The organism is Pseudomonas sp. A2, from assembly GCF_023100865.1.
Taxonomy (GTDB): domain Bacteria; phylum Pseudomonadota; class Gammaproteobacteria; order Pseudomonadales; family Pseudomonadaceae; genus Aquipseudomonas; species Aquipseudomonas asiatica.
Map to the genome: position 1 here is coordinate 4281140 of NZ_CP039127.1, position 23418 is coordinate 4304557.

General features: G+C 63.1%; 25 protein-coding genes. All 25 read right to left on the bottom strand.

The features are described 5' to 3' along the window. Nucleotides 1–113 precede the first annotated feature (113 nt). The 25 genes from flhB to fliD all read right to left on the bottom strand — a co-directional run bounded on the left by flhB (nt 114) and on the right by fliD (nt 23354). On the bottom strand, nt 114–1256 hold the full coding sequence (gene flhB / locus E5221_RS19810; RefSeq protein ID WP_015271208.1) for a flagellar biosynthesis protein FlhB: 1143 nt from the start codon (nt 1254–1256) through the stop codon (nt 114–116). A 2-nt stretch (nt 1257–1258) separates the two neighbouring features. Next, the gene (gene fliR, locus E5221_RS19815; protein ID WP_015271209.1) at nt 1259–2035 is read right to left on the bottom strand and encodes a flagellar biosynthetic protein FliR; all 777 of its coding nucleotides are present in this window, start codon (nt 2033–2035) and stop codon (nt 1259–1261) included. Nucleotides 2036–2042: 7 nt separating this feature from the next. Next, nucleotides 2043–2312, bottom strand: a complete 270-nt coding sequence (gene fliQ, locus E5221_RS19820) for a flagellar biosynthesis protein FliQ (RefSeq protein WP_003257294.1) — start codon at nt 2310–2312, stop codon at nt 2043–2045. A 21-nt stretch (nt 2313–2333) separates the two neighbouring features. Further along, entirely contained in the window at nt 2334–3089 is a 756-nt protein-coding gene (fliP, locus tag E5221_RS19825) for a flagellar type III secretion system pore protein FliP (RefSeq protein WP_038410037.1), read from the bottom strand. Beyond that, complete coding sequence (gene fliO, locus E5221_RS19830; RefSeq protein WP_043936227.1) at nt 3089–3523, bottom strand: flagellar biosynthetic protein FliO; 435 nt, start codon at nt 3521–3523, stop codon at nt 3089–3091. Before fliO ends, fliP begins: the two co-directional genes overlap by 1 nt. A gap of 12 nt (nt 3524–3535) precedes the next feature. Further along, a complete protein-coding gene (gene fliN, locus E5221_RS19835; RefSeq protein WP_189121289.1) occupies nt 3536–4006 on the bottom strand; it encodes a flagellar motor switch protein FliN in 471 nt (156 codons plus the stop codon). A gap of 47 nt (nt 4007–4053) precedes the next feature. Beyond that, nucleotides 4054–5022, bottom strand: a complete 969-nt coding sequence (fliM, locus tag E5221_RS19840) for a flagellar motor switch protein FliM (protein ID WP_013973595.1) — start codon at nt 5020–5022, stop codon at nt 4054–4056. A 9-nt stretch (nt 5023–5031) separates the two neighbouring features. Then, on the bottom strand, nt 5032–5529 hold the full coding sequence (gene fliL / locus E5221_RS19845; RefSeq protein WP_015271211.1) for a flagellar basal body-associated protein FliL: 498 nt from the start codon (nt 5527–5529) through the stop codon (nt 5032–5034). Nucleotides 5530–5717: 188 nt separating this feature from the next. After that, nucleotides 5718–6980 carry a flagellar hook-length control protein FliK gene (locus E5221_RS19850; RefSeq protein WP_247846303.1) on the bottom strand — a complete coding sequence of 421 codons (1263 nt, stop codon included), beginning with the start codon at nt 6978–6980 and terminating at the stop codon, nt 5718–5720. Between the two features lie 72 nt (nt 6981–7052). Beyond that, nucleotides 7053–7400, bottom strand: a complete 348-nt coding sequence (locus E5221_RS19855; protein WP_025340080.1) for an Hpt domain-containing protein — start codon at nt 7398–7400, stop codon at nt 7053–7055. A 48-nt stretch (nt 7401–7448) separates the two neighbouring features. Next, entirely contained in the window at nt 7449–9140 is a 1692-nt protein-coding gene (locus E5221_RS19860) for a fused response regulator/phosphatase (RefSeq protein WP_247846304.1), read from the bottom strand. 8 nt (nt 9141–9148) lie between these two features. Beyond that, nucleotides 9149–9454, bottom strand: a complete 306-nt coding sequence (locus E5221_RS19865) for an STAS domain-containing protein (protein WP_061551802.1) — start codon at nt 9452–9454, stop codon at nt 9149–9151. A gap of 191 nt (nt 9455–9645) precedes the next feature. Beyond that, a complete protein-coding gene (fliJ, locus tag E5221_RS19870) occupies nt 9646–10098 on the bottom strand; it encodes a flagellar export protein FliJ (protein ID WP_039612694.1) in 453 nt (150 codons plus the stop codon). A gap of 6 nt (nt 10099–10104) precedes the next feature. Continuing rightward, nucleotides 10105–11463, bottom strand: coding sequence for a flagellar protein export ATPase FliI (gene fliI, locus E5221_RS19875; protein ID WP_247846305.1), 1359 nt, complete (start codon nt 11461–11463; stop codon nt 10105–10107). Further along, nucleotides 11453–12247 (bottom strand): flagellar assembly protein FliH, encoded by a 795-nt coding sequence (gene fliH / locus E5221_RS19880; RefSeq protein WP_247846306.1) that lies wholly within the window; start codon nt 12245–12247, stop codon nt 11453–11455. The genes fliI and fliH overlap by 11 nt, the downstream gene beginning before the upstream one ends. A gap of 161 nt (nt 12248–12408) precedes the next feature. Then, complete coding sequence (gene fliG / locus E5221_RS19885) at nt 12409–13428, bottom strand: flagellar motor switch protein FliG (protein WP_003257289.1); 1020 nt, start codon at nt 13426–13428, stop codon at nt 12409–12411. Further along, nucleotides 13421–15199 (bottom strand): flagellar basal-body MS-ring/collar protein FliF, encoded by a 1779-nt coding sequence (gene fliF / locus E5221_RS19890; RefSeq protein WP_247846307.1) that lies wholly within the window; start codon nt 15197–15199, stop codon nt 13421–13423. The genes fliG and fliF overlap by 8 nt, the downstream gene beginning before the upstream one ends. 15 nt (nt 15200–15214) lie before the next feature. Then, nucleotides 15215–15547, bottom strand: coding sequence for a flagellar hook-basal body complex protein FliE (gene fliE / locus E5221_RS19895; protein WP_013973606.1), 333 nt, complete (start codon nt 15545–15547; stop codon nt 15215–15217). Nucleotides 15548–15771: 224 nt separating this feature from the next. Beyond that, nucleotides 15772–17127, bottom strand: coding sequence for a sigma-54 dependent transcriptional regulator (locus E5221_RS19900; RefSeq protein ID WP_047595711.1), 1356 nt, complete (start codon nt 17125–17127; stop codon nt 15772–15774). Further along, entirely contained in the window at nt 17127–18344 is a 1218-nt protein-coding gene (locus tag E5221_RS19905) for an ATP-binding protein (protein ID WP_047595712.1), read from the bottom strand. Before E5221_RS19905 ends, E5221_RS19900 begins: the two co-directional genes overlap by 1 nt. A 265-nt stretch (nt 18345–18609) precedes the next feature. After that, the gene (locus tag E5221_RS19910) at nt 18610–19065 is read right to left on the bottom strand and encodes a transposase (RefSeq protein WP_081951406.1); all 456 of its coding nucleotides are present in this window, start codon (nt 19063–19065) and stop codon (nt 18610–18612) included. Between the two features lie 388 nt (nt 19066–19453). After that, entirely contained in the window at nt 19454–20929 is a 1476-nt protein-coding gene (gene fleQ / locus E5221_RS19915; protein ID WP_247846308.1) for a transcriptional regulator FleQ, read from the bottom strand. Nucleotides 20930–21095: 166 nt separating this feature from the next. Beyond that, nucleotides 21096–21392: a flagellar protein FliT gene (locus E5221_RS19920; RefSeq protein ID WP_061305947.1), complete on the bottom strand. Its 297-nt coding sequence runs from the start codon at nt 21390–21392 to the stop codon at nt 21096–21098. Nucleotides 21393–21406: 14 nt separating this feature from the next. Next, nucleotides 21407–21802 carry a flagellar export chaperone FliS gene (gene fliS, locus E5221_RS19925; RefSeq protein ID WP_054573108.1) on the bottom strand — a complete coding sequence of 132 codons (396 nt, stop codon included), beginning with the start codon at nt 21800–21802 and terminating at the stop codon, nt 21407–21409. Nucleotides 21803–21935: 133 nt separating this feature from the next. Beyond that, complete coding sequence (gene fliD, locus E5221_RS19930; RefSeq protein WP_061551809.1) at nt 21936–23354, bottom strand: flagellar filament capping protein FliD; 1419 nt, start codon at nt 23352–23354, stop codon at nt 21936–21938. Nucleotides 23355–23418 lie beyond the last annotated feature (64 nt).

Below are 23418 nucleotides of genomic sequence, written 5' to 3' on the forward strand. Positions count from 1 at the left end.
CGGCCTCTTCGCGGGTGAACCCGCTCCCACAGGGACCGCACAGCCTTCAAGGCCCGCAGAGGACCTGTGGGAGCGGGTTCACCCGCGAAAGGGCCAGAAGCCCTGACACAAGGTCAACTGTCGCGGCGCAGGTCCGGTGGAATCGGCAGGTCGTCCTTCAGCGGCTCTGGCCGCTTGCCCTTGCCAGCCCGGTACTGGCGGATCTGGAACACATAGGCCAGCACCTGCGCCACTGCCAGGTAAAGCCCGGCTGGGATTTCCTGCTCGAGTTCGGTGGAGTAGTAGATCGCCCGCGCCAACGCCGGCGATTCGAGGATCTGGACCTTGTGCTCCACGCCGATCTCGCGAATCTTCAAGGCAATGAAATCCGTCCCCTTGGCCAGCAGCAACGGCGCCGCCCCGCCTTTCTCAGGGTCGTATTGCAAGGCCACCGCATAATGCGTCGGGTTGGTAATGATCACGTCGGCTTCCGGGACAGCCGCCATCATGCGCCGCTGCGAAGCCTCACGCTGAAGCTGGCGGATACGCTGCTTGACCTCGGGCTTGCCTTCGCTGTCCTTGTACTCGTCCTTGATTTCCTGCTTGGTCATCTTCAGTTTGTTGTGCGTCTGCCACAGCTGGAACGGCACGTCCGCCGCCGCAATCAACAGCAGCCCGGCCGACATCCACAATGCGCTCCAGCCCACCACCTGCAGGCTATGGATGATCGCCTGCTCCAACGGCTCATTGGCGATCGCAAGCAGCGCCTGGCGGTCGTTGACCAGCACCACCACCGCCACGACCAGGATCACGAAAAACTTGGCGAGCGCCTTCAATAGCTCGGTCAAGGCGTTCATCGAGAACATGCGCTTGATCCCCGACAAGGGATTCATGCGGCTGAATTTCGGCTGCAGCAGGCTGCCGGAAAACAGGAAACCGCCCAAGACTATCGGCGCGACGAAGGAAATCACGAACAACAGGATCAAGATCGGCTGCACCGCCCAGATGGCCATCTTGCCCGAGGCCAGCAGGAAGGCACCCATGGCGCGCTCATCGACGATGAAGTCGCGGGTCAGGCTGAAGTTCATGCGCATGATCGCCAGCAGCGTCTCGGCCAGGTGGCCGCCGAACGCCAGCAGGCCACCGGCACCGGCCAAGGTCACCGCCACCGTGTTCAGCTCCTTGGAACGCGCGATCTCGCCTTTCTCGCGGGCATCGCGCTTGCGCTTGTCGGTGGGTTCTTCTGTCTTGTCCTGACCGCTTTCGCTTTCCGCCATGCTCAGCGCGCCCTTGCCAGATCACGCAGCCATTGCAGCGCTTCGCTGGCCAATGCCTGGTAATGGGAAAGTATGTCGGCCAGGCCGACCCAGAAAATGAACATGCCCATGACCAGGGTCAGCGGAAAACCGATGGAGAAAATGTTCAATTGCGGCGCGGCACGCGTCATCACGCCAAAAGCGATGTTCACCACCAGCAGCGCGGCGATAGCCGGCAGGATCAGCAGCAGGCCGGCACCGAACACCCAACCCAGGCGCCCCGCCAGTTCCCAGAACTGATTGACCACCAGCGCGTTGCCTACCGGCAAGGTGGTGAAGCTTTCGGTCAGTACCTCGAACGCCACCAGATGGCCGTTCATCAGCAGGAACAGCACACTCACCAGCATGGTCATGAACTGGCTGATCACCGCGACGTTGACGCCGTTGGCCGGGTCGACCATCGATGCGAAGGCCATGCCCATCTGCACCGCGACGATCTGGCCTGCGATCACGAAAGCCTGGAACAGCAACTGCAACGACAACCCGAACAACGCCCCGACGATGACCTGCTCGGCACACAGCAGCAGGCCGCGCAGGCTCAACGGGTCGAACTCGGGCAAGGGTGGCAGGGCCGGGACGATCACCACCGTGATGGCCACCGCCACGTACAGGCGCACCCGCGCCGGCAGCATACGGGTGCCGAAGATCGGCATGGTCATCAGCACCGCCGTCACCCGGAACAACGGCAGGATGAAGGTCGCGACCCAGGTGCCGATCTGCGTGTCGGTCAGCTCCAGCATCGGCGCGTCAACCGATCAGCTGAGGAATGTTGGTATAGAGACTGGTGAAGTACTCCATGAACTTCTGCACCAGCCACGGCCCGGCGATGATCAGCGTGACCAGCATCACAAGCAGGCGCGGCAGGAAACTCAAGGTCTGTTCGTTGATCTGGGTGGCGGCCTGGAACATGGCCACCACCAGGCCCACCAGCAGGCTGGGCACCACCAGTATGGCGACCATCAGGGTGGTCAGCCACAAGGCATCACGGAACAGATCGACAGCGACTTCAGGTGTCATCGGCGGCTCTCCTTGACGGCGTCAGACGCCGCCGAAACTGCTGGCCAGGGTACCCATGATCAGCGCCCAGCCATCGACCAGCACGAACAGCATGATCTTGAACGGCAGCGAGATGATCAGCGGCGACAGCATCATCATACCCATGGCCATCAGCACGCTGGCCACTACCATGTCGATGATCAGGAACGGGATGAAGATCATGAAACCGATCTGGAACGCGGTCTTCAGCTCGGATGTCACGAACGCCGGCACCAGGATCGTCAGCGGCACCTGGTCCGGGCCGGCGATGTCGGTACGCTTGGACAGGCGCATGAACAGGTCGAGGTCGCTTTGCCGGGTTTGTGCCAGCATGAAGTCCTTGAGCGGCCCTTGGGCCTTGTCGATGGCCTGCTGGGCGGTCATCTGCTCCTTCAGGTACGGCTGCAGGGCGTCCTGGTTCACCCGGTCGAACACCGGCGCCATGATGAACATGGTCAGGAACAGCGCCATGCCGGTCAGCAGCTGGTTCGACGGCGTCTGCTGCAGGCCCAGGGCCTGACGCAGGATCGAGAACACGATGATGATGCGGGTGAAGCTGGTCATCAGGATGACGAACGCCGGGATGAAGCTGAGCGCCGTCATGATCAGCAGAATCTGCAGGCTGACCGAATACTCCTGCTGCCCGTCCGGGGTATTGGACAGGGTAATGGCCGGGATCGACAGCGGGTCGGCACCCAGGGCCAGCGGCGCAGCCAGCAGCAGCGCCAGAGTCAACAACACACGCAGCGCGCCACTCATCACTTCTTGTCCTTAGGGTCCTTGCCCATCAGCTCCATCAGCCGCTGGGCAAACTCCGGCGTCGCCTGGCGGGCGTTTTCCGGCACTTCCACGGGTTCGGCCAGCACATGCAGGGCCTCGATGCTGCCAGGGGTATGGCCGATCAGGATCTGCTCCTTGCCCACCTGCACCAGCAGCAGCCGATCACGCGGGCCGATGGCCCGGCTGCCGACGATCTCGATCACCTGCCCGCCCTTTACCGCCGTGCTTTGCATGCGCCGCAGCAACCAGGCCAGGAAGAAGATCAGGCCGACCACCAGCAGCAGGCCGAAGACCATCTGCGCCAGCTGCCCACCGAGGCTGCCAGGCGCGGTTGCCGGGGTTGCCGCCGGTGTGGCCGCTGCCAGGCAAGCCTGGCTGGCGAGCAGCGCGGCAGCCGCCGCGATGGCGCGCATCGTGCCCTTCACTCAGCGCAGCTTCTTGATACGTTCGCTGGGGCTGATCACGTCGGTCAGGCGGATGCCGAACTTCTCGTTGACCACCACTACCTCGCCATGGGCGATCAGCGTGCCGTTGACCAGCACGTCGAGCGGCTCGCCGGCGAGGCGGTCGAGCTCGATCACCGAGCCCTGGTTGAGCTGCAGCAGGTTGCGGATGTTGATCTCGGTGCTGCCCACTTCCATGGAAATGTTCACCGGGATATCCAGGATCACATCCAGGTTAGGGCCTTCGAGGCTGACGTTTTCGTTCGGCTTCGGCGAGCTGGCGAACTCCTCCATCGGCAGGCGGCCCGCGCCGCCGGTGTTGCTACCGGTGTCACCACCCAGCAGTGCATCGATATCGGCCTGGCCGGCTGCACCGGTTTCTTCCAGTGCCGCAGCCCATTCATCGGCCAGTGCCTGATCCTCTGCGGAGGTGATCTCGTTTTCGTTAGCCATGGTTTCCTCGACAGGCATTCAATTCGTTATGTGCGACCGGCACGCCGTCAGCGGCGTTCGATCGGGTCGATGATCTGCAGCGCCAGGTTGCCCTTGTGCGAACCCAGGCGCGCCTTGAACGACGGCACACCGTTGGCACGCAGCACCAGGTGCTCGGGCAGCTCCACCGGGATCACGTCGCCAGGCTGCATATGCAGGATGTCGCGCAGCTTCAGCTGGCGCCGGGCGACGGTGGCGGTCAGCGGCACGGCCACGTCCAGCACATCCTCGCGCAGGGCCTTGACCCAGCGCTCGTCCTGGTCGTCCAGGTCGGACTGGAAACCGGCGTCGAGCATTTCCCGCACCGGCTCGATCATCGAGTACGGCATGGTCACGTGCAGGTCGCCACCACCGCCGTCCAGCTCGATGTGGAAGGTGGACACCACCACCGCCTCGCTGGGGCCGACGATGTTGGCCATGGCCGGGTTGACCTCGGAGTTCATGTATTCGAAGGTGACCGGCATGATTGCCTGCCAGGCTTCCTTGAGGTCGACGAAGCACTGGTCCAGCACCATGCGCACCACGCGCAACTCGGTGGGGGTGAACTCGCGGCCTTCGATCTTGGCGTGGCGGCCGTCGCCGCCGAAGAAGTTGTCCACCAGCTTGAACACCAGCTTGGCGTCGAGGATGAACAGCGAGGTACCGCGCAGCGGCTTGATCTTGACCAGGTTGAGGCTGGTCGGCACGTACAGCGAGTGCACGTATTCACCGAACTTCATCACCTGCACGCCACCCACCGCCACGTCGGCGGAGCGGCGCAGCAGGTTGAACATGCTGATACGGGTGTAACGGGCGAAGCGCTCGTTGATCATTTCCAGGGTCGGCATGCGACCCCGCACGATACGGTCCTGACTGGTCAGGTCGTAGCTTTTGATGCTGCCAGGCTCGGATGCACTCTCGGTCTGCACCAGCCCGTCGTCGACGCCATGCAACAGGGCATCGATTTCATCCTGGGACAGCAGGTCCTGTACGGCCATTGCGGACTCCTACTGCAATACGAAATTGGTGAACAGCAACTGGTCGACGACCGGCTTGCCGACTTCCTTCTGCGCCACTTCCTGGACCACTGCGGTGGCCTTCTGGCGCAGCATTTCCTGTCCCACCGGGCTACCGGCCAGGGTGTCGAAGCCTTGCCCGGAGAACATCATCACCAGGTTGTTGCGGATTACCGGCATGTGCACCTTGAGGGCGTCCAGATCAGCCTGGTTGCGCGCTTGCAGGGTGATGCTCACCTGCATGTAGCGCTGGCGACCGTTCTGGTTGAAGTTGACCACGAAGGCCGGGGCCAATGCTTCGTAGATAGCCGCTGGCTTGACGTTGCTGGCTGCAGGGTCGGCGGCCGGGGCTGGCTCGCTCTTGTGCATGATGAACCAGGTAGCGCCCACCGAAAGGCCGATCGCCAGCAACAGGCCCACTACTGCCAGCAGGATCAGCTTGAGTTTGCCTTTAGTGGCGGGGTCTTTGACTGCTTCGCTCTTCGCCATGCCAATAATCCGTCGTCCATCGGGGGTTCAAGGGAGGATGGCTTGGCTTGAGCAAGTGTTATGCCAGAATGGAACTGGAAAGCCTGAACCGACCTCTTCGCAGCACAAGGCTGCTCCTACAGGGAACGCATTCCCTTGTAGGAGCAGCCTTGTGCTGCGAAGAGGCCGGTTCGGAAAAAAAAGAAATATCAGGCGTAATAATCGACCGCACTGTCACCAACAACCACCTGCTGCTCCACAGGCCGGGCGCTATCGACTGCCTCGGCCCCGCCCTGCTCGGCCCGGCGCGCCGCCACCCCGGACAGGTTGCTGCCCTGCGCCTGACCCTGCTGCTGTTGCTGCTGCCCGCGCGACTGGTCGGCCACGTTGACATCCGGCTGTGCCAGCCCCTGCTGGGCGAACAGCTCGCGCAGGCGGTGCACCTGGCTGTCGAGGGCGTCACGCACGCCGGCGTGGCCGCTGATGAAGGTGACCTGGGTCGACTGGTCCGTCGCAACATTGACGCGAATGTCCAGGCGGCCCAGTTCAGCCGGCTCCAGCTGGATATCCGCCGACTTCAGGTTCTGGCTGGACAGGTACATGACCCGGTTGACCAGGCCCTCGGCCCAGGCGTTCTGGTTCATCGGCAGCGGTTGGTGCAATGGGCTGGCGTTGGCCGGCACGGCATTGGCGGTCTTGGCCGTGGCGGCCTGGGTCAGGTTGGCCAGGCGGTTGGCGAAATCGTCGATGCGCGTATCGCTGCCAGCGCCCTTGGTGTCCTTCAGGCCATCTTCGAGCAAGGCAGCAAAGGCCTTGTCGCCGGGCTCGCCCGCTTCACCCTCGGCATTCTCGACCAGATTCGCCAAGGTATTGACGGCCATCTGCCCCTCCTCGCCCTGAGCCTGCGAAGCGTCCAGGGCATGTGCCGAAGTCGCCCCTTTGGCCTGGGCGCTTTGCTCCAGCGCCAGACGCAAGGTCGGCAGGTTGGCCAGAGGGTCGGCGTCAGGATCGAAGGTTTCCTCGACGGCAGACTCCTCGGGCAGCACGGCCGTGACCTGCGCCGTGGCGGCCTGCAACACCGGCGCCACCGCCTCGGCCTGCGCCTGGATCAGTTGAGCGCCAGGCTGGGCGTCAGTTACCTGGCCGGCCACCAGGCTGGCATCGCGCAAGCCGGTGTCAGTCTGGGCCTGGTCGTCGGCTGGCAATTGTTTGCCGTCATCGGCAACCGCGGGTTTGTCGGCAGCGGCTTTCTTGCCGCCCTGCGCCGCCTCGGGCTTGTCCTTGGGCTTGGCCTGGGCGACCTTGTCGTCCTGCCCTGCGGCCTTGTCGCGGCCCTGCCTGGCCATCACCTGGCCGAAGCCGTCGCCCTTGTCGCCCAGCGCCTGCAGCGGCTTGTCGGCCTGTGCGGTGGCCGAACGCGAGGTATTGGCAATGGCGTTGCCTTGCAACAATGGGTTGGGTGCAACAGGCATCGAGCGGTCTCCGCGCCAGAAACAAAAAAATCATCCAGCCAGAGACAGGCAAGACTCGCGCCAAGTCGTGTATCAACCCGCCGAAATGCGTTGCTGCTCACCTCGGTAGAAGCGCTGCACCTCGACGAACTCCAGGTCGATGCGGTTGATCAGGTCCTCGATGCCATACAGCGGAGGCCGCCGCGCGCGCTCCTCCAGTTGCTGGCACAGGCTGGCCAGTGCAACCGCGCCCATGTTGCTGCTGCTGCCCTTGAAACTGTGGGCCGCAGAACCGAGCTCTTCGGCACTTTTGGCCGCATGCAGCTGGCCCAGGCGCCGCTCGGAGTCGTCAAGAAAGGTTTGCACCAACTGCAGGTAGCCATCTTCCATGACCTCACGCAGGTCGCTGAGTACCTTATGGTCAATATGCATGTCAGTCACTTGTTCACTCCTTGATCAAGCCAGATTATGCCCGAGCCAACCCGTGGCTCACCAGACGAACTCCACATGCGCGCAACGCCCACCCTCACTCCAGCAAGCGCTGCTGGCCAGCCGCCTTACCAAATTCAGGCCACGCCCACTCAGCCCCTGCTCCAGCGTGGGCCGCGACAGCACGCGCTGCACATCGAACCCGGCACCACTGTCACGGACCTCGATCATCAGACGCCCGCCGTCGGCATGCGGTTCAACCTTGAAATCGATGCGCACGTAACCGTCGGTCAGCACCCCGAGGCGCCGGGTGCGCTCTTGATAATAGTCTGCAAAGCCTTGGCCATCGCGCTTGAGCTGCGAATCCAGGCCCAGCACGCCATGCTCCAGCGCGTTTGAATAAAGCTCGCTGAGCACACTGTGCAGGTTGCCGGTGCGCGCACGCAGGCCGTGAATCTCCTGCAACAACTGCACCAGGTACGGCACCGGGTTGAAGCGTTTGAGGCTCTCGCCACGCACCTCGAACCCCAGCGACCAGTCCAGCGGGCTGGAGCGGCCGCTATCAGAGTAGATCATCGGCGCCGGTACCCGCTCCTCGGCACTGAACATACGAATGTCGCACAGACTGATGTCATCGCGCGGGCGCCCGCCAAAGCGCTCCAGAGCCTGCATCACTTCGTCGAACAGCCGCGCCGGGTCACGGTTGTCGGCCAGCACCCTGTGCAGGCGCTGCACACCGAACAGGCGCTCCTGGTCGTCGGCCGTGTCGAGCACGCCGTCCGATAGCAGCAGCAGGCGTTCACCCGGCGCCAGCGGCAACACTTCGGTACTGTCATCGAAACGCTCGGCGTTCAGGATGCCCAGCGGCAGGTGCCGCGAACCCAGCGCCGACAGCACCTGGCCATCCACTGCCAGGCGATAGCCATCAGGCATGCCACCATTCCACACTTCCACCGAACCGCGCTGCATGCTCAGGTTGAGCAGCAGCGCACAACAGAACATGTCCACCGGCAGGATGCGCTTGAGCTTGGCGTTCATCTCGCGCAGGACCTGCGCCATGCCGTAGCCCTTGGCAGTCATGCCGTAGAACACTTCAGCCAGCGGCATCGCCCCTACCGCCGCTGGCAGGCCGTGGCCGGTAAAATCGCCGAGAAGCACTCGCATGTCGCCGGACGGAGTGAACGCGGCCAGCATCAGGTCGCCATTGAACAGCGCATACGGCGATTGCAGGTAGCGGATGTTGGGCGCGGCAAGGCAGCCGGAATGGGCCACCTTGTCGAACACCGCCTTGGCCACCCGCTGCTCGTTGAGCAGGTGGTGGTGGTGCCGGGCAATCTGGTCGCGCTGCTCCAGCACGGTGGCCTGCAGCCGGCGCAGGCGGTCCATGGCGCGGATCTTGGCGCCGAGGATCACCGCACTGTAGGGCTTGGCCATGAAGTCGTCGCCCCCGGCCTCCAGGCAGCGCACCAGGCCTTCCTCCTCGTTCAATGACGTCAGGAAAATGATCGGCACCAGCGCTTCGCCGGCCAGGGCCTTAATCTGCCGCGCCGCCTCGAAGCCATCCATCACCGGCATCAGCGCATCCAGCAGCACCAGTTGCGGGCGCCGCTCGACGAACAACGCCACCGCCTGCTCGCCGTTTTCTGCGGTAAGTACCTGATGACCTTGACGGCGCACGATCTGCGCCAGGAGCAGGCGGTCGGCGGCACCGTCTTCAGCCACCAGCACGGTCAACGCCTGTTCGGCCGGCATGTCGGCGCTCAACTGATATCGAAGAGTTTTTCGAAATTGGAGATGGCGAGGATCTTGCGCACGTCGGAGCTGGCATGCACCACACGCACATCCGACTCATCGCCGCCCGCATGGTCACGTAGCAACAGCAGCATGCCGAGCGCGGAACTGTCGAGGTAGGTAGTGTCCTTCAGGTCGACGACCACCGAATCTGGCCGGCTGGTCTGGCGTTCGTAGGCGTCGCGAAATTCCTGGTGCTTGCCGAAATCGAAGCGCCCCTTGATCTTTATTGTCAGCTTTTTCCCGTCCTGCGAAAAATCCGTCTCGACTGCCATGCTAGCGATTCCTTCGATGATGGCGGATGCAACTCCATAAAGGTTTAGCAGGCGATGGCGGGGGTGGCAAGCATGTGGGCTGCCTGTCTCGGCCTCTTCGCGGGTGAACCCGCTCCCACAGGATCTCCACAAATTCGAATCCTGCGCCGTGCCTGTGGGAGCAGGTTTACCCGCGAAGAGGCCAGTACAGGCTATAGGTGGTTCTGCCGCGGCAGGCGTTGTGAAAGCTCGTCGAGCAGGCGCTGCTCGCGCTTGTCTTCGGCCCGCCGGGCTTCCTCCAGATAGCGCTGCACCAGCTTGCGCAGGCCTTCCACCCGGGCATAGGCCTGCTGCCAGGTGCCTCGGGCGTTGTTGAGGTTGTTCTGGTGCCAGACCAGGCTCTGGCGCTGCTGGGTCATGGCCGTTTCCAGCTGCCCGAGGAAGCGCTGGTAATTGACCAGCCAGCTACCGTTCACCCCCTGCCCGCCACGATTGATCCACTGCAGCTGGTAATCCTCGCGAAACCGCTCGAGCTCGGCCAGCTTGGCCTGTGCCGTGGCCACCTGCTGCTGGAACTGCCCAAGGCGCTGGGCCGCCTGGCGCTCGGCCTCTTCGGCCATGTCCACCACCGGCGCCAGGCGCGCGGCACGTCCGGGCAGTGCCATGGCCTATCAACCGCCCGCCGGGGGCGCAAAGATCGCCCCCAACTGTTCGCGGCTTTGCGCCATGCCCACGCTCTCGTGCAGGCCCTGGCGCAAAAACTCCACCAGCTTCGATTGCAGGGCGATGGCCAGGTCGGTTTCCGGGTCGCCACCCGCCACGTAGGCACCCACGCTGATCAGATCGCGGCTCTGCGACAGGCGCGACCACAACTGCTTGAACTTTTGCGCCTGGCGCAAATGGTCGGCATCGACCACCTGGGGCATGACCCGGCTGATCGAGGCTTCGATGTCGATGGCCGGGTAATGACCTTCCTCGGCCAGCCGCCGCGACAGCACGAAGTGGCCATCGAGCACACCGCGCGCCGCGTCGGCAATCGGGTCCTGCTGGTCGTCGCCCTCGGACAACACGGTATAGAACGCGGTGATCGAACCACCACCTGGCTCGCCGTTGCCGGCCCGCTCCACCAGCTTGGGCAGCTTGGCGAACACCGACGGCGGGTAACCCCGGGTGGCCGGCGGCTCGCCGATGGCCAGGGCGATTTCACGCTGGGCCTGGGCGAAACGGGTCAGCGAGTCCATCAGCAACAGCACGTTCTTGCCCTTGTCGCGGAAGTACTCGGCAATACGTGTGCAGTACATAGCGGCCCGCAGGCGCATCAGCGGCGCATCGTCGGCGGGCGAAGCGACCACCACCGAGCGCTTGAGGCCTTCCTCACCCAGGATATGCTCGATGAATTCCTTGACCTCGCGACCCCGCTCGCCGATCAGGCCGACAACGATGATTTCGGCTTCGGTGAAGCGGGTCATCATGCCCAGCAACACCGACTTGCCCACACCGGTACCGGCGAACAGGCCCAAGCGCTGGCCGCGACCGACCGTGAGCAGGCCATTGATGCTGCGAATTCCCACGTCCAGCGGCTTGCTGATGGGGTCGCGGTTCAACGGGTTGATCACCGGGCCATCCATCGGCACCCAGTCCTCGGCCTTCATCCCGCCCTTGCCATCCAGCGCGCGACCGGCGCCGTCGAGCACCCTGCCGAGCATGCTCATGCCCATGGGCAGGCGGCCGCTGTCATCCAGCGGCACCACCCGCGCGCCGGGGCCGATGCCGACAATGCTGCCGACCGGCATGAGGAATACCTTGGGCCCGGCAAAGCCCATGACTTCGGCCTCCACCTGCACCGGGTGGTAGCTGTCGTCGTTGATTACCAGGCAGCGGCTGCCGACTGCAGCGCGCAGGCCTTCGGCTTCCAGGGTGAGGCCGACCATGCGTAGCAGGCGGCCTTCGACGATGGGCTGGGCCGGCAGTTCGATGGCCTCGGCGTAACTGCCCAGGCGTTTGCCGAAGCTGGTGCGTTCAAGATGCATCCGGGCTACCCACGGCGCGCTCTGGCAGGCTGTCCAGGTCTACCGACATGTCTGGCGCTGCCGGGTGCAGCGAATGGTCGTGCAACTGGTCGAACAGTTGTGCCACGGCTTTCTCGATGCGGGTTTCCATGGTCGCGTCGATGCGGCTGTGCGCGGTCTCGATACGGCAGCCGCCTGGTAGCAGTGCGCTGTCCTCGAGCAGCCGCCAGCTTTCCTCATGGCGCTCGCGCAGGGCCTTGGCCAGCTCGAAATCCTGCGGGTTGAGGTGGATGCGGATATTGTCCGCGCCCATGGGCAGCAGCTTGAGCGCTTCGCGCAGTACCTGGGTGATCTGGCTGGAATCACTCCGCAGTTCGCGACCGATTACCTGGCGGGTCATGTGAGCAACCAGGTGGACCAGTGCCTTCTCGATCTGCGTGTCCTGCTCGGCGATCGGTTCCATCAGGTTGGTCATCAGCCGGTCGAGGCTTTCCAGCTTGGTCTTCAGGGCCTCTTCGGCTTCCTGGCGGACCTTGAGCTGGGTGCTATGGAAGCCCTCGCGCTCACCGGTGGCAAAGCCTTCGTTGTAGGCTTCCTGGCGGATGGCCTCGAGTTCTTCCAGGGTCAGCGGCTGGACTTCTTCCAGCGGCACTTCCTCGACCTCTTCCTCGACTACGTCGGGCTCCGGCTCCGGTTCGGGCTCAGGCTCGGGTTCCGGGTCGAAGCTGGGCAGCGCCCATACGTCCACGCCCTCGAGGTCGCGGGCGCGGATCAGGTCGCTGGGGTGATGTTCTTTGGTGGGCATGCTGTCATGTTCTCAAACCATGTTCAGCCGACACGGTCCCTGTGGGAGCGGGTTCACCCGCGAATGCGTCGGCAGCGACAACCTCTATCGCCAGGTCCGACGCCTTCGCGGGTAAACCCGCTCCCACAAGGGGCGGCGTCGGCTTTCAGATCGCGAAGACCTTAGATCATTTCCTCGGCGCCCTTGCCGCCGAGCACGATCTCGCCGGCCTCGGCCATGCGGCGGGCGATGGTGAGGATTTCCTTCTGCGCCGTTTCAACATCGCTGACCCGCACCGGCCCCTTGGCCTCCAGGTCGTCGCGCAACAGTTCCGAGGCACGTTTGGACATGTTCTTGAAGATCTTGTCCTTGACCCGCTCGTCGGCGCCCTTGAGCGACACCACCAGCACGTCGGACGAGACTTCGCGCAGCAGCGCCTGGATGCCTCGGTCGTCGACGTCGGCAAGGTTGTTGAAGACGAACATCAGGTCTTCGATCTGCTCCGACAGGTCGCTGTCGATTTCGCGGATCGCGTCCATCAGTGCACCTTCCACCGAGCTGTCGAGGAAGTTCATGATGTCGGCGGCGCGCTTGATGCCACCCAAGGTGGTACGCGCCGCGTTAGAGTTGCCCGAGAACTGCTTCTCGAGGATCTGGTTCAGCTCCTTCAGCGCCGCCGGCTGCACGGTGTTCAGCGACGACACGCGCAGGACGATGTCCAGGCGCACCTTGTGGTCGAAGTTGCTCAGCACTTCGCCGGCCTGGTCGGGGTCGAGGTAGGCGACCACGATGGCCTGGATCTGCGGGTGCTCGTAGCGGATCACGTCGGCAACGGCGCGCGGCTCCATCCACTTCAGGCTGTCCAGGCCGCTGGTGTTGCCACCGAGCAGGATGCGGTCGACCAGGCCATTGGCCTTGTCCTCGCCCAGGGCCTGATTGAGCATCTTGCGGATATAGGCATCGGAGCCCACGCCCAGGCTGGTCTGGTCGCCGACGATTTCGACGAACTCGCTCATCACCTGCTCGACCTGTTCACGGTGCACATTGCCCATCTGCGCCATGGCCACACCCACACGCTGCACTTCCTTGGGCCCCATGTGCCGCAGCACCTGGGCGGCATCGGTCTCGCCCAGCGAAAGCAGGAGGATCGCCGCCTTGTCGACGCGGCTCAGCTTGGCGGTAACGGCTCGGTTATCACTCATCGGCGTTGATCCACTCTTTCACGACCTGGGCAACGCGGCCCGGGTCTTCGGCCACCAGGCCTTTGATTGCGTTGAGCTGTGCCTCGTAACCCTCGTTCGGGCTAGGCAGCAGAATGCTTGTCGGGCCACCCAGAGTGACGCGGTCGTTGGCCAGTTCGCCATCCAGACCCATCATGCCGCCCAGCTCCATGTCGCTATCCGAGGCAGCCTGCTTGCCGCCCCCTGTAATGTTGTTCAGCACCGGGCGCAGCACACCGAACACCAGCACCAGGATGAACACCACGCCCAGCACTTGCTTGACGATGTCCCAGAACCACGGCTGCTGGTAGAAGGCGATATCGGCGATCTCTTCGCCACGGTCGGCGGCGAACGGCACGTTGATCACCGTCACACTGTCGCCACGGCTGGCATCGAAGCCGACCGCGTCCTGTACCAGGCGAGTGAAGCGTGCCAGGTCCTCGGTGCCCCATGGCGCACGGGTGGTGTCGCCGGTGGCCGGGTCGATCTTGACCTGGTCGTCCACCACCACCGCCACCGACAGGCGGGTCATGCGCCCCTGCTGCTGGCGGGTGTGGCTGATGGAGCGGTCCAGCTCGAAGTTCTTGGTGCTTTGCTGGCGCTTGTCCGACGGGTACGGCGCGAGCATCGGCTGGCCGGTGGCCGGGTCCATGATCTGCTGGCCGTTGGCATCCACCAGCGGTTGGCCAGGCTGGATGGCCGCGGCCGGGGTAGCGGCACCACCGGTGGTCTGCGGTGCCGAGGCCGGGCCTGGCGGCTGGTTGCTCAGTGCGCCGGGGACACCTTGCGGGCCCTGGCTGCTGGCACGCTGTTCGTCGACCGACTGCTCGCTGCGCAGTGCCGGCTGGTCGGGGTTGAACTGCTCGGAGGTGGATTCGACCGCGCTGAAGTCGAGGTCGGCAGACACTTCGGCCTTGTAGCGGTCATTCCCCAGCACCGGCTGCAGGATGTTGTGCACCCGCTGGGTGAGCATGCTTTCTACCCGGCGGCTGTAGTCGAACTGCTTGCCTGCCTGGGTCAGGGCGGTGTCCTGGATCTGCTCGGACAGCAGGTTGCCCTTCTGGTCGACCACGGTGACCTGGGACTTGTCCAGTTCCGGCACGCTGGTGGCGACCAGGTTGACGATGGCCATCACTTGCCCGGCTTCCAGGGCACGGCCCGGGTACAGCTCGACCAGTACCGAGGCGCTGGGCTTGCGTTCGTCACGCACGAACACCGAGCTTTTCGGGATGGCCAGGTGCACGCGCGCGCCCTTGACGTTGTTCAGGCTGGACACGGTACGCGCCAGCTCGCCTTCCAGGCTGCGACGGTAACGGGTGGCTTCCATGAACTGGCTGGTGCCCAGGCCCTGTTCCTTGTCGAGCAATTCGAAACCGACGTTGCCATCGCTTGGCGCCACGCCGGCGGCCGCCAGTTTCAGGCGCGCACGGGAGAGGTCGTCGGCCTTGACCAGCAGAGCCCCGGAGTTGGGCTCGACGTTGTAGGGGATATCGGCAGCGGCCAGGGTATCCATGACCTGCTTGGTGTCCATGCCCGCCAGGCTGCCGTACAGCGGACGGTAATCAGGTTGTTGCGACCACAGTACCACGGCAAAGCCGATCGCCACGCTGGCGGCCAGACCGACCAGAAGGCCGATCTGACGCAGCATGGGCATCTGCGCGATATTTTCCAGAAACGCCATGCCGAACAGCGGCGGCTTGGCCGCGGGCGGGCCGCTCTTGGCAGGGGCGTTGTCGACGACTGCTTCAGCCATGGTTTACGTCCGTCCTCAAACCGGCATCTGCATGATGTCCTGGTACGCCTGGACCAGCTTGTTGCGTACCTGGGTCAGGGCCTGCATCGACACGCTGGCCTTTTGCGAAGCGATCATCACATCGGTCAGGTCGACGCCACTCTTGCCGATCTCGAAGGCGTTGGCCAGCTGGGTCGAAGCCTGCTGAGTCTCATGCACCTTGCCGATGGCCTGGCCGAGCATGTCGGCAAAGGTACTCTGCCCCGGTGCCAGCTCGGGAGCGGCGGCCACCTTGGGCAGCGACATGGCATCGGCCTGCATGGCCCGCATGTCCAACATCAGACGATTGAATTCAACACCTTGGCTCATGACCCTTCTCTCTCCTGCGGCCGCATTTTTTTGACAGTGATGCGGCGGATAGCCAACGTAAAGCAACAAAGGTGCCAGCCTTGGCACGCGCACCTCGGTTCACTGTAGGAGCAGCCTTGTGCTGCGAAAGGGGCCTTTGATGCAACAGACCACCTTCTGCCTTGCTGGCCTCTTCGCAGCACAAGGCTGCTCCTACAAGGGCTGCGCAAGCTCTGAGGTTTTTGTCAGCCGAACAGGCTGGCCTCGACGTCAAACCCGGCATCGCGCATCTGCGCCAGCTTGTAGCGCAAGGTACGCGGGCTTATCCCCAGGCGTTCGGCCGCCTCCTTGCGGCGGCCGCGCTCGGCTCGCAGGGTGTCGATGATCATCTGGTACTCATGGCGACGCATGTCATCGCCCAGCCCGCCAGGCTCGGCCACCACCTCAGGTGATGGCTCGATGCCAGCTGACAATGGAATGGCGCCTGCCAGACAAAAATCCGCCGCCTCGATCACCCCGCCCTGCTGCAGGATCAGCGCCCGCTGCAGGGCGTTGTCCAGTTCGCGTACGTTGCCCGGCCAGGCATACGCCTGCAGGCAGGCCCGGGCCTGGGGCGACAGGTGCACCGGGGCGTGCTTCATCTTGGCCACGTGACGCGCCAACAGGCGCTCGGCCAGTTGCAGGATGTCACCCGGGCGTTCGCGCAGCGGACGCCAGGCCAGGGGGAACACCGAAAGGCGGTAGTAGAGGTCTTCACGGAAACGCCCGGCCGCCACTTCGCCAGCCAGGTCACGGTTGGTGGTGGCCAGCACACGGATATCCAGGCTAATCGGCTTGCGCCCGCCTACCCGCTCCACCTCGCGCTCCTGCAGCACGCGCAGCAGCTTGGCCTGCAAGGCCATCGGCATCTCCGAGATCTCATCAAGCAGCAAGGTGCCGCCTTCGGCCTGCTCGAACTTGCCGGCCTGGGCAGCGATGGCGCCAGTGAAGGCACCCTTTTCGTGGCCGAACAGCGTGGCCTCGAGCATGTTGTCGGGGATGGCAGCACAATTGATCGCCACGAAGGGCTGCGCCGCCCGCGACGATTGCTGATGAATGAAGCGCGCCAGCACTTCCTTGCCGGTGCCGGACTCGCCCGAAATCAGCACGGTCGAGTCACTGCGCGCCACCCGCGCGGCCAGCTCCAGCAACTGTCGACTGGCTGGTTCGCAGGCCACCGGGCCTTCTTCTTCAGCCACGCGCCCGGCGGCATGCCGCTCGACCAGGCTGAGCAACGCCTTGGGCTCGAACGGCTTGACCAGATAGTCGGCGGCGCCTTGGCGCATCGCCTCGACGGCACGCTCCACCGCGGCATGCGCAGTCATCAGCAACACGGGCAGTTGCGGCTGCTGGCGGCGCAGCTGGGCCAGCAGTTGGTGCCCATCCATGCCTGGCATGTTCACATCGCTGACTACCAGGCTGAAGGCCTCCTCCAGCACCGCTTCCAGCGCTTCTTCGGCACTGCCCACCGCCTGGTAGGCAAAGCCGCCGATTTCCAGGGTATCGCCCAGCGCCTGGCGCAATACGCGGTCGTCCTCGACCAGCAGCACCTTGATCGTCATTACATGCCCTCCGCCAGCTGCCCGTCGATCAACGGCAGTTCCACCCGCACACAGGTGCCACGGCCAACCCTGGAGCGCAGGCGCAGCGTACCTTGGTGCGCGCGCACCACGGCCTTGACCACGGCCAGGCCCAGGCCGGTGCCAGTGGCCTTGGTGGTCAGGAACGGCTCGCCCAGGCGGCCGAGCAGGTCGCCATCGATGCCACTGCCGGCGTCGCTTACACACAGGTGCAGGCTGCACTCGCGGCGGAACAGGTGCACCTTCAGTCGCGCCGGGCCGTCGCTGGCTTGCAGCGCATTTTCGATCAGGTTGAGCAATGCACCAACCAGGGTGTCGCGGTTGCACAGCAGCTCACCCAGGTGGCTGTCGCACTGCCAGCGCACGGCGTGCCCTTGCACATGCGCCTGGGCAGCCTGCTGCAGGGCCTGGAACAAGGCTTTTGGCGTGACTCGATCATTCAGCGGCAGCTCGCCACGGGCGAATACCAGCATGTCGCGCACTTGGTGTTCCAGCTCGTGCAAGCGTTCCTTCAGGGTACCGGCAAAGCGCTGGCGGGTTTCCGCGCTCAGCTCTTGTTCGGGATCAGCCAGGTGGCTGGCGTAGAGCATCGCCGCCGACAGTGGCGTGCGGATCTGGTGCGCCAGCGAGGCGACCATGCGCCCCAGCGAAGACAGGCGCTCGTGGCGAGCCAGCTGGTCCTGCAGGCGACGGGTTTCGGTCAGGTCGTTGAGCAACACCAACTGGCCAGGCTCGGCATCCAGCGAGCGAGTGGCAATGGACAGACGGCGGCCGTCGCGCAGCGAGACTTCGTGACCGTCATCCTTGCGCGGGGCAAAGCTGCGGGCGATCACCTGGCGCCACAGCTGGCCGACCAGCGGCTCGCCGAGCAGTTCGCAGGCGGCCGGGTTGGCTTCGCGCACCAGGCCCTGGCCATCGATCACGATCACCCCGCCGGGCAGCAGGTCCAGCAGGTTCTGCAGGCGGTTGGCGAGGCGCTCCTTTTCGCTCAGTTCATCGATGCGCTGGGCGCTGACCACCGCCAGCTCGCCCTTGAGTTCGCTGACCCTGGCTTCCAGCAGGCTATAGGACTGGCTCAGCTGGCTCGAGACCTGATTGAACAGGGCGAAGGCCTGCTCGACACCCTGGCGACTGTCCTGCTCGATCGGGGGCTGCCCCTGCAGATCGGGGGCTAGGGATATGTGGGCGGCCTGGGGCATCTTGCTCTCTCGCATGGCTGACCGTCATAAAAACGGTGTGTTGCCAGCGGTGTAGCAATAGCCGTGCCGGAGATGGGGTTTAATGCAGGGCTTGAGATTTGTGGTGGGGCGCAAATCGAGCGTCCCGCGGGTATACGCCTTGACACTTTCTGCGCCTGTGAGACCGAGCGCCGCGCGGGCGGAGCTCGGTCTCACAGGCGCAGAAAGTACAACGGCAAACACTCGAGAAGCGCCGCGCGGACGGCGCTCACCGCGTCCAGATGACTCAGACCCATACGGCGTCCCAATGTGGATAATCACCGACCCTGCTTGCCAACCCCGCCCGCAATGGGTTGCAAATTACATATTTCGCCACCCTGCGAATGTCTTCCTCTCGCCGAATGGCATGGTCCTGATAGCCCGCTTGCCACACTTTTTCGCGCCGCATTCCTCGGTGATACAGCGCATGACTGCTGCGCGACTTAAATCGTCGCATCAAGCTACATAATGTCGAGTCGTTCAGCTGAATCAACCAATGGAGATGGTCCGGCATCACAACCCAGGCCAATGACTGACACGCACCTTCGCGCTCAGCCTGCCGAAGTTGCTGAATCACCGCTCGGGCCAGCCAAAAATCCGTGAAGATTCGCTTTCGATTATTTGTTACGGTTGTTAACAGATACATGCCGCCGGGTATGGAGAAGCGGCCACGGCGCAAGAGATGGGATTGAGCACGCTCCATGTGGTTTCCTCGCACAAAGGTTCAGGAAACATAGGCGCATGCGAAGGATTGGAGCATTGAAAAGTATTGCGGAATGTGGGGTGTATGGGGTGCATCGAGCGCCGCCCGCGCGGCGCTTCGCGGGACAAGCCCGCTCCCACATTTGTTGCAACGTGGCCATGCCTGTGGGAGAGGCGTTGCCCGCTTTGGCGGAGAGTTTGAGACTGGAGAGACGGCGGTAGCGCCAGCCGGGAAACCGCGTCAAGGCAACAAGGCTGACAACCATGGCCTGACAGGTTCGGCACGTTGCAACAAATGTGGGAGCGGGCTTGTCCCGCGAAGCGCCGCGCGGGCGGCGCTCGATCTAACAGGCACCATCAACGCCAAGCCGAACACCCCGCCCCAGCCGTCAATCCTCCGCCTGTTCCTCGCCGCCCTGGCGGCTCATGCCGTACTTGCGCATCTTCTCGACCAGGGTGGTACGACGAATACGCAAACGTTCAGCTGCACGCGCAACGATACCGTTGGCATCGTCCAGCGCCTGCTGGATCAGGCCCTGCTCCAGGCTACCCAGGTAGTCCTTCAGGTCCAGGCCTTCAGGTGGCAGCATGGCATGGTTGCTGAAGTTCGGCGTATGGCCATTGATCGCCACGCGCTCTTCCAGCTCGCTGCGCAGGCTGTCGACCATCTGCTCGTCTTCGTCATCGACGTAACGGAATTTCTTCGGCAGCTCGGAAACGCCAATCACCCCGTACGGGTGCATGATCGCCATACGCTCGACCAGATTGGCCAGCTCGCGCACGTTACCCGGCCAGCCGTGGCGACACAGCGACATGATCGACGCGGAGTTGAAGCGGATGGACCCGCGCTTCTCGTGCTCCATGCGCGAGATCAGCTCGTTCATCAGCAGCGGGATGTCTTCCACCCGCTCACGCAGCGGCGCCATCTCGATAGGGAACACGTTCAGGCGGTAGTACAGGTCTTCGCGGAACGTGCCCTCCTCGATCATGGTCTCGAGGTTCTTGTGGGTCGCGGCAATGATGCGCACATCGATGCTCTGGGTCTTGTTGCTGCCCACGCGCTCGAAGGTACGCTCCTGCAGCACGCGCAACAGCTTGACCTGCATCGGCAACGGCATGTCGCCGATTTCGTCGAGGAACAGGGTACCGCCGTTGGCCAACTCGAAACGCCCGGCACGGCTGGTGATCGCCCCGGTGAAGGCACCCTTCTCGTGACCGAACAGTTCGCTTTCCAGCAACTCGGCCGGGATCGCGCCACAGTTGACCGGCACGAACGGCGCTTCGCGGCGTTTGGAATGGTAGTGCAGGTTGCGCGCGACCACTTCCTTGCCGGTGCCGGACTCACCCAAAATCAGCACGCTGGCATCGGTGTCGGCCACCTGCTGCATCATCTGCCGCACGTGCTGAATGGCACGACTGGTGCCGACCAGGCTGCGGAACAGGTTGGGTTCGCGCTGGCGGCCACGCTCGCGCGCCTGGTCGTACATCTCGCGATAGACCTGGGCACGGTGCAGTGAATCCAGCAGCTGGCTATAGCTTGGCGGCATCTCCAGGTTGGAAAGCACCCGGCGGCGAAGGTCTTCCGGGAACTCCGCAGAAGAAATTTCACCTAAAAGCAGAACCGGAAGGAACTCATCCCACCCAGTCACTGTCTTAACGAGCCCAAGCACACTGCCCGGGGCATTTACAGTGCCGATAAGCACGCACAGCACTTCGCGACTCGAAGACAACGGCTCGACCACTTGCTGCCAGTCCTGGCTGGAGCAAGCGAGGTTTTCTTCGCCGAGGAAGTTAAGCACCACCGCCAGGTCGCGGCGGCGTGCGCTGTCGTCGTCGATCAGCAGAATCTTGGTTTCACGCCACATGCAATAGCAACTTCCCTAGTCATATCGGCGCCCGAGGGCGTGCTCGACATCATTCCGACTGAATGGTCAGTGTTCGGACGTCTGAAATTCGAAAACAGCCACTAGTAAAGTCAAAAAACACCAGCCAGTCAAATTAATGGCGCATGGCTTTTGGCAACATCTGTGGTCAGGTGAACAAATGGTATACCTTTGCCGCGTTCTTCGCCTGACGGATTTTCGTCATTTCATCGACCAGGGATTGACGTTCGCCACTTGCAACTGCGATTAGTTGGCGGTAGACAGCCATCAACTGCTCTAGGCTACCACGTACTTCCGCTTCGTTTTCATGAGCCTCGGCAAGCACATCGTCGACACACAGCCGGCATTCCAGGTCGAGCTCGCCAACTGTACCCCAGTCGCGATCAGCCAGCGCCGCCAGCAAGGCTTCTCGGGTGTGCTCTATACGGGCGATAACCTCGCTCATGTCATCCTCCTGGCTTAGGAAGCCGCCGACGGATCGCCGATCGCGTCCCAACCTTCCTTGATGGTGATCAGCAGGCGCGCCACTTCGTCGATGATCTCCGGGTCATTTTTTGCATTGGCTTCGATCAAGCGACGACTCATGTAGGTATACAGGTTGTCCAGATCGGCCAGGGTGTCGGCATGGTTTTCCAGATCCAGGCCTTCACGCAGGCCGCCGATGATGTCGATGGCCTTGCCGATGAGGATACCCTTCTGGGCGATATCATTGCGCGCGATCGCGCCCTTCGCCTGCGCCATGCGATCAAGGCCGCCCTGCATGAGCATCTGCACCAGGCGGTGCGGACTGGCTTCGGATGTCTGTGCCACGCCGTTGACTTTCTGGTATTGCCGAAGGGCCAACATCGGGTTCATGGATCTGCCTCGTTGCTGCGAAAAAGGTTGCGTCTACCCTGTGTATCGCCGCCACGTCAAAAAACTTTAGGGTTAAAACGAAAAGCCCGGCGCGTATGGCAAACGCTGCCGGGCTTTTGTCACACGGAAAGAATCAGGACTTCTTGGCCTGCGCGTTGATCGCCTCGAAGATCGACGTGATCTGGTCGGCCTGGGCTTTCATCTTGCCTAGGGCAGTGTCCAAGGCCACGTATTTCTTGGTCAGTGATTCGGTCAACGAGTCGGTGCGCCGATCGAGGGCAGCCTGCTGCTCACTCAAGTTCTTTGCAACGTTGCTCAATGCGCTATTACGGCTAGCCAAACTACCATCAGTGGCATTGTACGGGTCAATGGCCTTGTTCATCCGCTCGAAAATGCCATTCGTGCCGGTGAACAACTCCTGCACTTCCGCCCCCAACTTCTTGTCATTCATCGCTGCGGCGAATTTGGTGCTGTTGAACTCCAGAGTGCCGTCTTTTTGTGTGTTGATACCCAACTGACTCAGAGTGGTCAGCTGATCGCCTGCCCCCACTTCGGAAAGCACCTTACGAATATCACCCAACAGCGACCGGGTGGTAGGGTCGTTGGTCAGCGGCCCCAGCACCAGGTTGTCATCGTCATCACGGCTGGTCGAAGTCAGCGACGTAATAGCCTTCTGCAGCGTGTTGTAGGCATCGACAAAACTTTGGATGGAGGTCTTCAGGCCATCATTGTTGGCCGCTACGGTGACCTTGGTTGCCGCCGCGCTCTCACTGATCAACTCCAGGCTCAAACCACTGATCGAATCACTGATGGTATTGGTGGCGCTGGTGATCTTCAGGCCATCGATCGTCAGCTCGGCGTCCTGAGCTATATCGGTAATATAGCCTGCCCCCGTCCCTACCATCTTCTGGGTGCCGACAATATTCAGCTCAGTCTGATCGACATCCCCCTTCAATGAGAGATCATTGCCCGCGCCAGTCTTTGAGGACGTCAACACCAGACGAGCGCCATCCTCACCCGTAATGATGTTGGCACTGATGCCGTTGGCACTCATTTCCTTGTTGATCTGGTCGCGCACGCTTTGCAGCGTGGCGCCAGCACCGACCTCGATCGTGTAGGCCGTGCCGCCATCTGCGGGATCACCTTGTTCGATCGTCAGGGTTCCCGCGGCAATCGCTTTGGAGGCACCTTCGACAAACGCCTGGCTAGCCACTTTCGAACCTGTTGCCAGCTTTGCTACCTGAATGTCGTAACTACCGGCGACTGCGGTGTTGCCCGAGGTGACCTTGACGACCTTGTCATTGGCCGAAGTAGCCGCATAGGCATTGAACGACGGCGCGGTCTTGTCGTTGAGCTTGGTCATGGCAGTCTGGAAGGCCGTGAGGGCACTACGCAGCGACCCGATTCCGGAGATCATCGCACTGTTGTTACTGGTCTGCCGGGTAATCTGCGCCTGCTTGGCGGCAGTGTCGGACTGGACCAGGACCTTGACGATCGAACCGATGTCCAGACCGGACCCGAGGCCAGTACTGGAGGCGATTGGGCTTGCCATGCTGTTCTCCCTCTCGTTAACCGCCAGCCCACTCCTGCGGGGCCGACATGCTTTACTTCATTGG

Coding starts and splice junctions, on each gene's coding strand:
- fleQ (WP_247846308.1), bottom strand. CDS start 20,929: ATGTGGCGTGAAACCAAGATTCTGCTGATCGACGACGACAGCGCACGC.
- E5221_RS19905 (WP_047595712.1), bottom strand. CDS start 18,344: ATGCCCCAGGCCGCCCACATATCCCTAGCCCCCGATCTGCAGGGGCAG.
- fliO (WP_043936227.1), bottom strand. CDS start 3,523: ATGCGCGCCATCGCGGCGGCTGCCGCGCTGCTCGCCAGCCAGGCTTGC.
- fliM (WP_013973595.1), bottom strand. CDS start 5,022: ATGGCCGTACAGGACCTGCTGTCCCAGGATGAAATCGATGCCCTGTTG.
- fliQ (WP_003257294.1), bottom strand. CDS start 2,312: ATGACACCTGAAGTCGCTGTCGATCTGTTCCGTGATGCCTTGTGGCTG.
- E5221_RS19920 (WP_061305947.1), bottom strand. CDS start 21,392: ATGAGCGAGGTTATCGCCCGTATAGAGCACACCCGAGAAGCCTTGCTG.
- fliI (WP_247846305.1), bottom strand. CDS start 11,463: ATGCATCTTGAACGCACCAGCTTCGGCAAACGCCTGGGCAGTTACGCC.
- E5221_RS19860 (WP_247846304.1), bottom strand. CDS start 9,140: ATGCCGGCCGAACAGGCGTTGACCGTGCTGGTGGCTGAAGACGGTGCC.
- E5221_RS19865 (WP_061551802.1), bottom strand. CDS start 9,454: ATGGCAGTCGAGACGGATTTTTCGCAGGACGGGAAAAAGCTGACAATA.
- fliL (WP_015271211.1), bottom strand. CDS start 5,529: ATGGCGAAGAGCGAAGCAGTCAAAGACCCCGCCACTAAAGGCAAACTC.
- fliF (WP_247846307.1), bottom strand. CDS start 15,199: ATGGCTGAAGCAGTCGTCGACAACGCCCCTGCCAAGAGCGGCCCGCCC.
- fliS (WP_054573108.1), bottom strand. CDS start 21,802: ATGAACCCGATGTTGGCCCTTCGGCAATACCAGAAAGTCAACGGCGTG.
- E5221_RS19900 (WP_047595711.1), bottom strand. CDS start 17,127: ATGACGATCAAGGTGCTGCTGGTCGAGGACGACCGCGTATTGCGCCAG.
- fliN (WP_189121289.1), bottom strand. CDS start 4,006: ATGGCTAACGAAAACGAGATCACCTCCGCAGAGGATCAGGCACTGGCC.
- fliP (WP_038410037.1), bottom strand. CDS start 3,089: ATGAGTGGCGCGCTGCGTGTGTTGTTGACTCTGGCGCTGCTGCTGGCT.
- flhB (WP_015271208.1), bottom strand. CDS start 1,256: ATGGCGGAAAGCGAAAGCGGTCAGGACAAGACAGAAGAACCCACCGAC.
- fliD (WP_061551809.1), bottom strand. CDS start 23,354: ATGGCAAGCCCAATCGCCTCCAGTACTGGCCTCGGGTCCGGTCTGGAC.
- fliR (WP_015271209.1), bottom strand. CDS start 2,035: ATGCTGGAGCTGACCGACACGCAGATCGGCACCTGGGTCGCGACCTTC.
- E5221_RS19850 (WP_247846303.1), bottom strand. CDS start 6,980: ATGCCTGTTGCACCCAACCCATTGTTGCAAGGCAACGCCATTGCCAAT.
- fliJ (WP_039612694.1), bottom strand. CDS start 10,098: ATGGCACTGCCCGGACGTGCCGCGCGCCTGGCGCCGGTGGTGGACATG.
- fliG (WP_003257289.1), bottom strand. CDS start 13,428: ATGAGTGATAACCGAGCCGTTACCGCCAAGCTGAGCCGCGTCGACAAG.
- E5221_RS19910 (WP_081951406.1), bottom strand. CDS start 19,065: ATGGAGCGTGCTCAATCCCATCTCTTGCGCCGTGGCCGCTTCTCCATA.
- fliE (WP_013973606.1), bottom strand. CDS start 15,547: ATGAGCCAAGGTGTTGAATTCAATCGTCTGATGTTGGACATGCGGGCC.
- fliH (WP_247846306.1), bottom strand. CDS start 12,247: ATGCCCACCAAAGAACATCACCCCAGCGACCTGATCCGCGCCCGCGAC.